General features: G+C 72.5%; 9 protein-coding genes. 7 read left to right on the top strand and 2 right to left on the bottom strand.

Going from position 1 to position 12,415, the window contains the following annotated elements:
• Nucleotides 1–254: 254 nt before the first annotated feature.
• Complete coding sequence (locus O0S08_RS00570) at nucleotides 255–2,027, top strand: hypothetical protein (protein WP_269036961.1); 1,773 nt, start codon at nucleotides 255–257, stop codon at nucleotides 2,025–2,027.
• 232 nt (nucleotides 2,028–2,259) lie between these two features.
• Here the strand turns inward: O0S08_RS00570 and O0S08_RS00565 are convergent, their stop codons facing one another.
• The gene (locus O0S08_RS00565) at nucleotides 2,260–5,109 is read right to left on the bottom strand and encodes a serine/threonine-protein kinase (protein WP_269036960.1); all 2,850 of its coding nucleotides are present in this window, start codon (nucleotides 5,107–5,109) and stop codon (nucleotides 2,260–2,262) included.
• An 852-nt stretch (nucleotides 5,110–5,961) separates the two neighbouring features.
• On the opposite strand from O0S08_RS00565, the gene O0S08_RS00560 reads away from it, so the two are divergent.
• The 6 genes from O0S08_RS00560 to O0S08_RS00535 all read left to right on the top strand — a co-directional run bounded on the left by O0S08_RS00560 (nucleotide 5,962) and on the right by O0S08_RS00535 (nucleotide 10,931).
• Nucleotides 5,962–6,507 (top strand): hypothetical protein, encoded by a 546-nt coding sequence (locus O0S08_RS00560; RefSeq protein WP_269036959.1) that lies wholly within the window; start codon nucleotides 5,962–5,964, stop codon nucleotides 6,505–6,507.
• A 310-nt stretch (nucleotides 6,508–6,817) separates the two neighbouring features.
• A complete protein-coding gene (locus O0S08_RS00555) occupies nucleotides 6,818–8,023 on the top strand; it encodes a cytochrome P450 (protein WP_269036958.1) in 1,206 nt (401 codons plus the stop codon).
• Nucleotides 8,024–8,027: 4 nt separating this feature from the next.
• Entirely contained in the window at nucleotides 8,028–8,678 is a 651-nt protein-coding gene (locus O0S08_RS00550) for a TetR/AcrR family transcriptional regulator (RefSeq protein WP_269036957.1), read from the top strand.
• A gap of 41 nt (nucleotides 8,679–8,719) precedes the next feature.
• Nucleotides 8,720–8,917: a ferredoxin gene (locus O0S08_RS00545; RefSeq protein ID WP_269036956.1), complete on the top strand. Its 198-nt coding sequence runs from the start codon at nucleotides 8,720–8,722 to the stop codon at nucleotides 8,915–8,917.
• Nucleotides 8,914–10,113 carry an NAD(P)/FAD-dependent oxidoreductase gene (locus O0S08_RS00540; RefSeq protein ID WP_269036955.1) on the top strand — a complete coding sequence of 400 codons (1,200 nt, stop codon included), beginning with the start codon at nucleotides 8,914–8,916 and terminating at the stop codon, nucleotides 10,111–10,113. The genes O0S08_RS00545 and O0S08_RS00540 overlap by 4 nt, the downstream gene beginning before the upstream one ends.
• Nucleotides 10,114–10,247: 134 nt before the next feature.
• Nucleotides 10,248–10,931 (top strand): hypothetical protein, encoded by a 684-nt coding sequence (locus O0S08_RS00535; RefSeq protein ID WP_269036954.1) that lies wholly within the window; start codon nucleotides 10,248–10,250, stop codon nucleotides 10,929–10,931.
• A 352-nt stretch (nucleotides 10,932–11,283) separates the two neighbouring features.
• On the opposite strand, the gene O0S08_RS00530 is transcribed toward O0S08_RS00535, so the two are convergent.
• Nucleotides 11,284–12,369 (bottom strand): ferritin-like domain-containing protein, encoded by a 1,086-nt coding sequence (locus tag O0S08_RS00530; protein ID WP_269036953.1) that lies wholly within the window; start codon nucleotides 12,367–12,369, stop codon nucleotides 11,284–11,286.
• Between the last annotated feature and the right edge of the window lie 46 nt (nucleotides 12,370–12,415).

Raw genomic sequence — 12,415 nt, 5'->3', positions numbered from 1 at the left:
GAAGCCGTCGCCGGCGACTTCGCGGGCACGCGCTCGTCCTCGAGGTCGATGAACCCGACCTCGCGCGAGAAGGCGGCCGAGCGGCCCGTTGTTCAGGGCGTCCTGCGCGTCGAGCTCGGCGCGGCGAATCGCCGACGAGGAAGCGAAGGTCGGCCGCCCCCCTGACGTCGCCGCGCGGCCCCAGGTACGCGCACCGGCGCGCTCGCCTTCGCCTGCATCCGCGAGCCAAGGATCGGTGTCACAATGGTCCGCCGATGACTACCTTACGCCTGCGTCCCCTGTTGTCCGTCATCCTCACGCCGCTGCTCGCGGGCTGTCCCGACACGCCCGCCATGGAGACCGACTCGACCTCGACCGGCGGGACCTCGACCGGAGCGACGACCGCCGTCGACCCCACCGACGGCGGCGACCCGACCGCCGCGAGCACCGGCCCCACCGACCCCACCGGGACCGAGACCAGCACCGGCACGTCGACCGAAGCGTCGACCACCGACGCGGTCGCGACCGACACGACGACCACGACCACCGGCGACCCGTCGTCGACCTCGACCGGCGACTCCACCTCGACCGGCGACTCCACCTCGACCGGCGACTCCACCTCGACCGGCGACTCCACCTCCACCTCGACCGGCGACTCAACCTCGACGACCGACGACTCGACCTCGACCGGCGACACGACCGTGGCGCCGATCGACCTGCCGCCGGTGTTGGTCAATTTCCTCGTGCAGGGCACGACGACGCCGGCGCCGATCGGCGTACCGACGCTCGTCCTGCTCGAGGCGGAGGCGACCGACGACAAGCCGGACGTCGCGGTCGACTTCTACGTCGACGACACGCTGCTGATGACCGACGACCTCCCGCCGTTCAAGGCGACGTTCCACGTCGGCCCCGCGGACAGCGGCGCGTACACGCTGAGGGCGGTCGCGCGCGACACCGCGGCGCAGACCGACGCGAGCGACGACATCGGCCTCGGCGTGGCGATCGCGGCCGACGGCCCCGGCACCGAGCAGTGGGCGCTGCCGATCGAGGGCGACGCTTTCGCGCTGGCGATGGGTCCGGACTTCCTCGTGCTCGCCGGCACGCTCGACGACAAGACCTGGGTCGAGCAACGCACGCTCGACGGCCTCATCCTGTGGAGCGAGACCTACAGCTGGGGCGTGGCGCAGGACGTCGCCGTCCACGCCGCCGCCGGGCGGATCGTCGTCGGCTCGGTCACTCCCTTCGACGATGCCCGGCTCGACATGCTCGACCTGCAGGGCGCGTCGCAGTGGAACTCCTCGCTCGTCGGATCGTCCACCGTCCGCGTCGCGTTCGGCCCGGGCCCGCAGGTGCTGTCCGCGGCGGGCTTCATCAACGAGGTCGACGAGTCTGCGGCCACGAAGTTCCGCCGCTTCTCGCTCGCCGGGGGCGCCCTCGGCCCCTCGAAGTACATCGGCAGCGGCGAGGCCGAGGGCCTCGCCGTGCGGGCGAGCGGCGAGTGGGCGCTGCTGACGAGCAGCACCAGCCTCATCGGCAAGCAGACGTGGACGACCCTGTACTCCGCCGCCGACGTCGAGCTCTGGGAGGCGGATGCTCCGCACCCGCGGTCGGGGCGCGACGTGGCGATCGACGAGCAGGGCCGCGTGATCACCGTCGGGGGCACGAGCATCGGGTGGGTGCCCAACTACGAAGAGGCGCACTCGTGGATCGAGCAGCGCGACCTCGCCGGCGCGGTGACGTGGGACCTCGCCGGCGGCCCGGGCTTCCTCGACGACTCCTACGACGCGGTGGCGACGCTTCCGGGCGGCCCGCTCGTCGCGGCCGGCCTACGTCACATCAAGCTCGGCCTCGCCAAATACCATGTCCAGACCAGCAAGCACACCGCGGGCGGCGCGACGGAGTGGACGGCGATCCACGCCGGCTCCGGCAACTTCCTCGAGGAGGAGGCCCGCGACATCGGCATCGACGCCGCCGGCGCGGCCTACGTGCTCGCGCGCGAGTCGACCCCGAACGGCCCGCAGCTGCTGCTGATCAAGTACCGGCCGTGATCTTCACGAATGTCCGACAGGACATGCCCTGTCGGACACGAGGCTGCAGTCGACCTCGACCTCTCGCCCAGGATGTCGGCGAGCGACAGCCCGACGCCGATCATCGGCCCGCTGCTTCGACTTCGAAAGATGCGAGGCTGCGAGCGGTAAGTCGATGCTCTCGCGCTTCTTCCCGCCGCGGCGCCGGACCGACCGCGAGGAGAGATGGTTCAAACGCGCCGTCGCGTCGACGCTACTTCGCGGCCTCCCACGCGTCGAGCTGCTTCATCCCGCGCTCGCCGGCCACGCCCGCGCGGGTCAGCGCCTCGCGGGCCAGCTTCGCGGCCTCGGCGGACTCGGCGGCGGCCCCGGTGGCGCGCAGCGCCTGGGCGCGGGCGAAGTGCATGAGGCCGAGGTCGCCGGGGTCGTTGGTGGCGGCGGCGACGTTCTTGAGGGCGCGGTCGACGTGCTCCAGCGCCGCCGCGGGCTTCTGCTCGAGGAGGTCGATCTGCGCCTGTCCCAGGAGACAGAGGCCGAGGTCGGGGTGGTCGGGGCCGAGAGCCTTCTCGCGGATCTCGCAACCCCGCACGTACGCCTCGCGGGCGCCAGGGTAGTCGGCGAGGTCGCGGCTGGCGTCGCCGATGAAGGTGAAGACGCCGGCGATCGCGGGGTGGTCCGGGCCGAGCACCTCCTCGAGGTGGGCCCGCGCGGCGGCCAGCTCGGTCAGGGCCTCGGCTGGCTTTCCGGACAGCTGCAGCATCCCCCCGACGTTCTGCCGGATCACCCCGACAGTCGGGTCCTTGGGGTTGATCGCCTCGAGGATCGCCCGCGACCGCTGCAGCGCCGCGATCGCCTCGGAGTAGCGGTTCTGCCGCTCGAGGCTGAGGGCGAGGTTGTTGAGCGGCATCGCCAGGTCGGGGTGGCCGGAGCCGTGGGCGCGCTCGTCGAGCGCGACGGCCCGCTCGAACATCTGCTGCGCCTCGACGTACTTGCCGCCGCGCAGCTTGGACGCGCCGAGGGCGTTGAACAAAGTGACCAGGCGCGGGTGGTCAGGGCCGTAGACCTTCTCGTACAGGGCGATCGCCTCGCTCACCGACTTCTCGGCGTCGGCGCTGTCACCGGCGGCGAGGGCGATCATGCCGACGTGGTGCAGCCACTGCGCGCGCTCGCGGTCGGGCTGACCGCGACGGCGCAGCAGCGCCTCGGCGTGGTCGACCCACGGCTCGGCCTCGGCCTTGCGCCCGAGCTTGTAGCCGACCACGAACATCTGGTTCAGCAGCCCCTCCCACAGCGTCTCGTCGTCGCGGTCGGCCACTGCCTGCCAGATCGCCGCGGCCTCGGTCACGTGCGAGGCCTCGTCGTTGCCCGCGTCCCGCTGCGCGCGCGCCAGGGCGTGGCGAGCCGCGGCGGTCAGGCTCGGGTCGTCGAGCGCGATCGCCTCGGTCGCGGTCGCCTCCAGCTCCGCCAGCGCGTCCTTGCTCTTGCCCGCGCTCACCTTGGCCCGCGCCGCCCGCAGCCGCTCGCGCAGCGCCTCGCTGCGGACAGGATCGGCCGCCGGCCGCGAGGCCAGCGCCCCGCTGCGCAGCGCCTCGGCGTCGGCGCAGCCCTGCAGCCCCGGCAGCGCCACCACCGCCTCCGAGGCCCGCTTCACCACCTGCTTGTCGGCCTGCTCGAGCAGGGCCAGCAGCGCGTCGAAGTCCTTCAGCCGGTGCTGCAGGCAGGCCATGCGCAGGTCCATCAGCTCGGCCGACTGCTCGCCCCGCACCTGCGTCGCAGAACATGTCTCTTCGTACATGTTCTTCCAGTCCTCCGCGTAGCGATCGATCTGCGGGGCCGCCCCGGCCCACGCCCCGGCCGCGTAGGGCAGCCCGGTGGCGGTGAAGGCGGCCTCGATCGCCGCGCGGCGGCCGGCGTGCCAGACCTCGCCGACGCGCTCGGCCCCGCCGGCGCACACGCCCGGCCCGGTCATCGCCCACGCGGTGCCGCCGGCGACCGCCGCCGCCAGCAGGGCCCCGCCGAGGGCCAGCGCGCGCCGCTGGCGGCGGACGCGGCCGGCCTGCAGGTCGGCGAGCAGCGCGTCCATGCGCGGGTACCTGGCCTCTCGGTCAGGTTGTAGGCCGCGCAGGCACAGCCGGTGCAGCCACCCGGGCACCTCGCTGCCGCGCGGGGGCGGCTCGCGCTGGGCGCTGCGGGCCTTGCGGGCCAGCTCCTCGATCGTCGCGCCGACGAACGGGCGCTTGCCGTAGAGCGCCTCGAACAGGGCGACGCAGAAGCTGAACTGGTCGGTGCGCGGGTCGACCGCGACGCCGGCGTGCTGCTCCGGCGACATGTACGCCGGCGTGCCGACGATCGCCCCGTAGCGGGTGAGCTGAGTGTCGAGGGCGCTGCTGCTGGCGGCCTCGCTCGCGCGCGGCGGGCCGTCGCGCTCCTCGTCGCGGCGCGCCAGGCCGAAGTCGGCCACCTGCGCCCGCGGCGTGCCGGTCGCCGCGTCGGTGCTGAGCAGCACGTTGTCGGGCTTGAAGTCGCGGTGGACCAGCCCGACCGCGTGCGCCGCCGCCAGCCCGGCGCCGGCCTGGGCGAACACGTCGACGACCTCGGGCCACGGCCGGCGCGTGGCGATCCACTGCCGCAGGTCGGTGCCCTCGACCAGGTCCATGGCGATGAACACCTGGTCCTCGCGGTGCGCCCCGACGTCGAACACCGGCACCACGTTGGGATGCGACAGCCGGGCCATCGCCTGCGCCTCGCGGATCAGCCGCGTCCGCGCCTCGCCGACGGCCGCGCCGTGCAGCAGCTTGATCGCCACCTTGCGGTCGAGGTCGGGATCGTAGGCCTTGTACACCGCCCCCATCCCGCCCGACCCGAGCTGCTTGATGATGAGGTAGCGCCCCAGAGTCCGCTCCGGCGGCTGCGCCTCGCCCCCCGGCGGCACGCTCGCGGTGGTCCTGTCGACGTCGACCACGGTGCGCACCCGGTCGAGACTGTCCGGCCGCACCACCGTCTCCTCGACGCTGCCCGCGCTCACGCTCCGCGCCGGGGCGGGGGCGGTGGTCTCCTCGAGCGCGTCTTTCGCATGGCCTTCAGGCCATGTCTTCTTGGACATCTCCGTGCGCTCGTCCATCGGGCCTCTCGCCCCATCATCGGTCATGCCGGCCGCGCGACCAACCTCCCCGGCGCGCGGGCGCAGAGGCGCGCCGGCGGCTCGGTTCCGCGCCGCTCAGGCCCAGCCGCGGTCGTTCGTGTCGGCGCAGTTCGCCCGGCTCGTCCGGCAGCGGCTCGGGCATGACCCGACTGTTCTCGGGTCCGTCGCACCCCCGAGGCAGATCTGAGCGGGGCCGATCCAGCTCCGCGCCTGCGGGGCCTCGACCGAGGTCAGCAGTCGGCGCGGCGCCCTCGAGAGTCTTCGCGGCGAGCCACCAGCAGGCATCACGAGAGACGAGACCGACACGCGCCTGTCGCCCGCACGTGTGCCCCGCATCCACCGGCGCCTGTCTTCGACACATCTCTTGAGACATGTTCTTTCGGACATCCTCGCCCGCGCCCGCGGGTACGCGATCGATCGCCGCTGGCTCGCTCGCGGTCGTCGTGCGGACGCGCTCGGGTCCTCGTTCGGAGCGCCTCCGTCGAGGTCGTCGCGCTCCCCATGCCGGCGCCGAGCTGCGATCGGGACCCCGCGGGCACGCGCCGCCGCGCGATGCTGCTCCTGGGCGCAGGTCGAGCTGGAGCCCGAGTCGCGCGGATCGGCGAGTATCCTGAACGCGTCGCCCGCAGCGTCGCCGTCGTTCTCGCCGACCCGCGGCGCTGCAGTTGTCGCCCAGTTCGCCGCCAGCGGGCCAAATCTCGCGAATGCGTCGAGGCTGTGTCGCGCAGGCGTCCTCGGCTCGCGCGTTCCACTATCGTGAATCGCGGTGCCCGCATTGTCGGCCCGCGCCGCCCTTGCTACCGTGATGATGTTTTGAACTGGTCCCTGTCTGTCGTCGCGCTCGTGCTCGCGGGCGCCGCTCCGAAGGTGAAGGACAGCGGCCAGGCCGCGCCGGGGACGGAGGTCGTCCGGGTCAAGCGCGACTTCGGCAAGCCGCACTTCGATCTGGCGATCGACGCGTGGGTCTCGGCCGACGCCTCGCGCCTCGACGAGGCCCGTCTGTGGTGGGTCAACACCGCCGAGCAGGACCGGCGCAAGCCGCTCGGGCCGATGGTCGAGCGCATGGTCAAGCTGCGCTACCACCGGGGCTCGAGCCGCTCGCTGACCGTCACGGTCACCGGCGACGGCAAGGAGTTCGCCTTCGTCGTCGAGCTGGCCGAGTCCGGCGAGCTGCACGCCTTCGTCGCCATCGACAGCGAGGACGGCCGCCACGTCCCCCGCTGCCGCCTCTCCGCCGCCCGCCTGATCGCCCACCGCGTGCTCGGCATGCCCGTCGGCCTCTCCCGCGTCGCAGTCACCTGCAGCGACGCCGGCGGCGCCGTCCACAAGGGCCAGGTCCGCCACCGCGAGGTCACCTGAACGAGCGCCGGCGCCGGCGGTCCGCCTGGACCGGTCCACTCGCTGGCCAGTGTCCTGAAGGACATGTCCTGGAAGACATTCTCGCCGGCCGGAACTCGCCGAAGGATGTCTCTCCGGACATGTCCTTCAGGACATTCCGCTCGCGCGCGAGCCTGTCGCTCCGGGCCCTCGGCGCGTCGCCGCTCTTCGTCGCGCCGGGCGAGCTCGACCTCGCCCGGAGCCTCCGTCCTGGCGGTCCCATCTTCAAAACATAAGTCAGTTGATTGACTTAATCAGTCGCATGACTTAGACCTCCTGCCCGGAGGTTCTGATGAGCATCGAAAGTAGCGACCAGGTCCTGGACTATCCCCTTCGCGCCCCTGCCCCGCTGGAGCCGCCCGAGGAGTGGGCCAAGCTGCGCCAGGGTTGTCCGGTCGCCCACGTGCGGCTGCCCAGCGGGGACAGCGCGGTCCTGCTGACCCGCTACAACGATGTTCGCCAGGTGCTGGCCGACCCGCGGTTCACCCGGCAGCTCGGCAAGGAGGGCGCGGCGCGGCTGTCCGAGGAGGGCGGCTCGGTGTTCGAGACCGAGGAGGCGGCCTCGCTGACCGAGGGGCACGAGCGGTGGCGGCGCCTGCTGCACAAGTCGTTCACCGCCAAGCGGGTCTCGGCGATGCAGCCGCGGATCGAGGCGATGGCCGACCAGCTGATCGACGACATGGTGAAGCAGGGCGCGCCCGCCGACCTGGTGGCCGGCCTGGCCTTCCCGTTGCCGGTGTGGGTGATCTGCGAGCTGCTGGGGATCCCCGACATCGACCGCGACAAGCTGGCCTACTGGTCGAACGCGATGCTGAACATGTCGCAGTTCACCCGCCAGGAGATGGACGCCGCGCAGGCGGAGTTCAGCCAGTACATGATGACGCACATCGCCGCCAAGCGGGCCGCGCCGGGCGAGGACCTGCTGAGCGAGCTGGTCGCCGCCGTCGACGACGGCCACCCGCTCACCGAGCGCGAGCTGATGATGATCGGCCAGGGCATCCTCGTCGCCGGCCACGAGACCACCTCCAACACGATCGCCAAGATGATGGCGATGCTGCTCGGCGAGCGCCACCGCTGGGAGCAGCTGGTCGCCGACCCGTCGCTGGTCCGCACCGCCGTCGAGGAGGTGCTCCGCTTCGACGCCAACGCCGGCTTCGGCCTGCCCCGCTTCATCACCGAGGACATCGAGGTCAGCGGCCAGAAGCTGCCGGGCGGCACGACCGTGATCTGCAACATGGCCGCCGCCAACCGCGACGAGAAGGCCTACGAGCGCGCCGACCACATGGACCTGACCCGGTCGCCGAACCCGCACCTGACTTTCGGCGTCGGTCCGCACTCGTGCGTCGGCCAGGCCCTGGCCCGCACCGAGCTGCAGACCACGCTGAACGTGCTGCTGCGCCGGCTGCCGACGCTGGAGCTCGCCGTCCCGCCGGAGGAGCTGGCCCGCCGCGAGGGCCTGCTGATCGGCGGACTCGAGCGGGTTCCAGTACGCTGGTGACCCCATGGCCGGACCACGCACGAGGCACGCCCACGCCACCGAGACCCGCGAGCTCATCCTCACCACGGCCGAGCGCCTGTTCGCCGAGCACGGGGTGGCCGCGGTCTCGAACCGCCAGATCAGCGAGGCGGCGGGCCAGGCGAACAACTTCGCCGTCGGCTACCACTTCGGCACCAAGACCGATCTCGTGGCCGCCATCGTGCGCCGACACGCACCGTCGATCGAGCGCCGCCGCACCGACGCCCTGGCGGCGATCCAGGGCTCGCAGGCGCTGCGCGACTGGCTCGGCTGCCTGGTCCTGCCGACCACCGAACACCTCGCCTCGCTCGGCAGCCCGAGCTGGTACGCGCGCTTCATCGCCCAGGCGACCACCGACCCGGTGCTGCGCGAGATCGTGATCGGCGAGACCCAGGCCTCGCCGTCGATGCCCGCGGTCACCGACGGGCTCAAGCGGCTGATGCCGGTGCTGCCCGCCGACGTGGTCGCCGAGCGCGGCGACATGAGCCGCCACCTCATCGTGCACGTGTGCGCCGAACGCGAGCGCGCGCTGCAGGAGGGCTCGCCGACCCCGCGCGCGACCTGGGAGGGCGCGGCGGTCGGCCTCATCGACGCCCTCGCGGGCCTGTGGCAGGCCCCCTTCACCGCCACGAAGTGACCCTCGAAACGACATCCGAACGATCAAGGAGAGCGACGACCATGCGCATCATTGTCGATGTGGAGAAGTGCTGCGGGGCAGGTCAGTGCGTCCTGCTGGCGCCGAAGGTGTTCGACCAGCGTGACGACGGCATCGTCGTGTTGCTCGACGAGTCGCCGGCGCCGGAGCTGCACAAGGCCGTGCGCGAGGCGGCCTGCGTGTGCCCGGGCGCGGCGATCCGGCTCGAGGAGCAGGCGTGACGGTCCCGTCCGGCGTGCTCGTCGTCGGCGCCTCGGTGGGCGGCCTCGCGGTGGTCGAGTCGCTGCGACGCGACGGGTACGCCGGCGCGCTGACGCTGCTCGGCGCGGAGCGACACCCGCCCTACGACCGCCCGCCGCTGTCGAAGAAGGTCCTGTCCGGCGCCTTGGAGCCGGACCGGACCCGCTTGCGGCCCGACGCGGCGCTGGCTCAGTTGAACGCGACGGTGCTCCTCGGCGACCCTGCAGTGCACCTCGACGCCCCCGCCCGCGCGGTGGTGACCGCGGCGGGGCGCCGGCTGACCGCGGAGGCGATCGTGATCGCCACCGGCCTCGAGCCGCGCCGCCTGCCCGGGCAGCTGCCGTGGCCCGGGGTCCACGTGCTGCGCACCGTAGACGACGCGGTCGCGCTGCGGGCCGACCTGCTCGCGGCCACGCAGGTGGTCGTCGTCGGCGACGGCGTGCTCGGCACGGAGGCGGCCGCCACGGCCCGCGGGATGGGCCTGACGGTCACTCTGGTCGGCCCGCAAGCGACGCCGCTCGCCAGCCAGCTCGGCCCGCGAATCGGCGGCTATTTGGCGGAGCTGCACGCGCGCCAGGGGGTGCAGCTGCGCCTCGGCGCCGCGGTCGAGGGACTGGTCGGCGACGACCAGCGCGTCCGCGGGGTCCGCCTGGCCGGCGGCGAGGTGCTCCCCGCCGACGTGGTGGTGGTGGCGATCGGCTCGCGCCCTGCGATCGGCTGGCTGGCGAACAGCGGCCTGCAGCTGGCCGACGGGATCGTCTGCGACTCCCGCTGCCGCGCGGCCGAGGGCATCTACGCCGTCGGCGACGTGGCGTGGTGGCACCACGAGGGCCTCGGAACCGGGCTGCGCCTGGAGAACCGCAGCAACGCGGTCGAACAGGGCGCAGCGGTGGCGGCGAACATCCTCGGCAAGGACCGACCCTACGCGCCGGTGCCTTTCTTCTGGACCGATCAATACGATGTGAAGATTCAGGTCCACGGATTCGCGACGCCCGGGGCGGAGGTCGCGCTCGTCGAGGGCTCGCCCGAGCTCGGTCAATTCGTGGCGCTGTACGGCAGCGGCGGCAAGGTGACCGGGGTGCTCGGGTGGAACATGGTCAAGCAGACCCGCATGCATCGCCAGCACGTGGTCGAAGGGACCGACTGGTCCAGGGTCGATTCGCTGCGAGCGTCCTGAGCGGAGGACCGGTCCGCAGGCCGGGTGAACGATTGTGCCCCGCGGCTTCAGGGGCAAGGTCCGCGCGTCCCCGGAGCGCCGCGGCTTGTCACGTCCGCAGGCGCGGGCCACAATCGTTCCATGAAGGGCCAGCGATGAACCGACGCGCCGTCCCGCTCGCCGCCTTGATCGTCGTCGGACTGGCCTCTCCCACTCTGGCCGCACCGGTTCAACATGACTCTTCGGTCATGGTCGAAGAGCCATTTTCGCCGAAATCGGCCGCACCCCCGACGTCGACCGTCCAGCAGGGTTCGTCCGCGCCCGAGGCTCCGCTCTACTACGCCTGGCCCGCCCCGGCCGCGCCCGCCGCCAACACCGCCCAGCAGCCGCCGCCGCCGCGCCGACGCAAGGGTTTGATGATCGGCGGCTGGGTCGCGTTCGGGACCCTCTACACCCTCACTGCAGGCGTCACCCTGCTCTTCGTCGCCCTCGACGATTACGATCCCTATCCCAGCCCGTGCACCGACGATTCGCCCTGCTACCCAGATCCCGGGATCCCCAGGGCCATCAATCGGATGTATATCCCGGTCGTCGGCCCATTCGCGGCGCTCCCCGTCGGAGAAACTCACCGGGAGCGGTTTCAAATCGTCTTACCGGGCGTCCTGCAGGTCGTCGCCCTGAGCCTCGCCATCGTCGGCACCGTGCAATTCGTCCGCGACGGCCGGGGCCCGCGCGTCGCCGACGCCGACGGCTTCAAGCTCGGCAAGCGGCTGCGCCTCGGCGTCACCCCCACGCGCCTCCTCGACGGCGGCGCCCTCACGCTCGGCGGCCACTTCTGACCTGCCTGAGAGCCGCGTCGTGAGTCGCCATCGCTGAAGTCGCAGGGCTCATCGGCGCGACACGATTTGTGGAATGGACGCCCGTCAGCTCGGGCCCGTTTCCGAACGGGGAGACGAGGGGCGCCGTCCGGGTTCAACTTGCGCCCGAACCGGGCGAATGCCTGCCACGTCGCGTATGGTGGCGGTAACGTGGCCGCCTATCCATACTTTTGCCTGTGCCAATCATCGGCATCTGTCGCTCGAGCCGCTCCAGGCGAACCCTGCGCGATGGCGCGACCGTTCGAACCGGGCGGCGGCCCGCCCGGCCAGGCACGACGTCGCCGTCGCTGCCGAGGATCGCTGCCTCGAGGCGCTAGGCCGCCTGCGACCACAGGGCAGCGGTGAGGCCGGCGGCCAGCTGCTGCGCGCGCGTGCCATCCGGGACGCCGAGGACGCGCAGCGCGACGTCGTCCTCGCTGTCCTCGAGGGCAGCCGACAGCCGGCGCACCGCCTCGCCCCGGGCTGCGGCGACGCGGCCACGCCCGGCCGCGTCGAGCTGTCCGCAGAGCCAGGCGTCGAGGGCCCATGCCAGCTCGGCGTGGCGCGCCTCGTCGGCGGCGATCTCCGCGTAGATCTCGCGAATTGCGAGATCTGGAGCGGCGCGGGCCTGGTGCGCGTTGATCAGCGCGGCCCACGTCTCACCGACACAACCCTCGATCGAGTTCTCGAGCGCGATCGCCAGCAGGTCGCGCACCGGCACGTCGGCGACCGCGACGGCCGGCGTCTCGGCGCCGTGCATCCGCGCGAGCGCGCCGACGAGCTCGGCGTGACGCACCTCGTCGCGCGCGGCAGCGTCGAGGCGCGCCAGCAGCTGCTCGGGAGCGCCGTGGGCCGCGAGCTCGCGCCGGAGCGCCACGAACGCGTGCACCGACGCGGCCTCGTTGTGGGCGTCTCGCGCGAGCCAGGCGCCGATCCGGCCGCGGGCCTCGGTCTCGCCGGTCGAACGCACGCAGAGGTGGCGCCGGCCGGTGCAGAGGGTGTGGTACGCACATGTGACGGGGATCTTGCCGTCGCCGTCGGGCGCGCCGACGGAGCACCCGTCGACGCTGTCGCTGACCGAGATCTCCCGGTCGCACACGAGCATGCACACCTCGTCGTCGGTCAGAGGCGCCGCCCCGCCGGTCGTGCCGTTTCCGCCGGTGGTGGGGTCCTCGCCGGTCGTGCTGTCCCCGCCGGTCGTGCTGTCCCCGCCGGTCGTGCTGTCCCCGCTCGTGCTGCCGCCGGTCGGATCGACGGGCGGCGGCTTGCCGGTCTGCCAGTGGGCATATTCCTCCGGCGTCAACAGGATCGTCTCCTTGCCGTGATAACTGTCGAAGCCGCTGCACGAGTCGCCGCAGCCGGCGAGGAGACTGGCGAACAGCGAGGCGAGCGAGGCGCCGAGACCAAGGGCGTAGTTCATGAAGGTTCCTCCACGTGGGAGTGACCGACGGCCACCGAAAAATTGC

Origin of the sequence: Nannocystis punicea, from assembly GCF_026965555.1 — a bacterium.
In the GTDB taxonomy this organism is placed as follows: Bacteria; Myxococcota_A; Polyangia; order Nannocystales; family Nannocystaceae; genus Nannocystis; species Nannocystis punicea.
The sequence above is the reverse complement of the archived record's forward strand: the minus strand, read 5'-3'. Positions and strand labels throughout refer to the sequence as shown.

Excerpts from the sequence above, each read along its gene's own strand:
- O0S08_RS00570 (WP_269036961.1), top strand. The coding sequence starts at position 255 with ATGACTACCTTACGCCTGCGTCCCCTGTTGTCCGTCATCCTCACGCCG.
- O0S08_RS00565 (WP_269036960.1), bottom strand. The coding sequence starts at position 5,109 with ATGTCCAAGAAGACATGGCCTGAAGGCCATGCGAAAGACGCGCTCGAG.
- O0S08_RS00555 (WP_269036958.1), top strand. The coding sequence starts at position 6,818 with ATGAGCATCGAAAGTAGCGACCAGGTCCTGGACTATCCCCTTCGCGCC.
- O0S08_RS00550 (WP_269036957.1), top strand. The coding sequence starts at position 8,028 with ATGGCCGGACCACGCACGAGGCACGCCCACGCCACCGAGACCCGCGAG.
- O0S08_RS00545 (WP_269036956.1), top strand. The coding sequence starts at position 8,720 with ATGCGCATCATTGTCGATGTGGAGAAGTGCTGCGGGGCAGGTCAGTGC.
- O0S08_RS00535 (WP_269036954.1), top strand. The coding sequence starts at position 10,248 with ATGAACCGACGCGCCGTCCCGCTCGCCGCCTTGATCGTCGTCGGACTG.
- O0S08_RS00530 (WP_269036953.1), bottom strand. The coding sequence starts at position 12,369 with ATGAACTACGCCCTTGGTCTCGGCGCCTCGCTCGCCTCGCTGTTCGCC.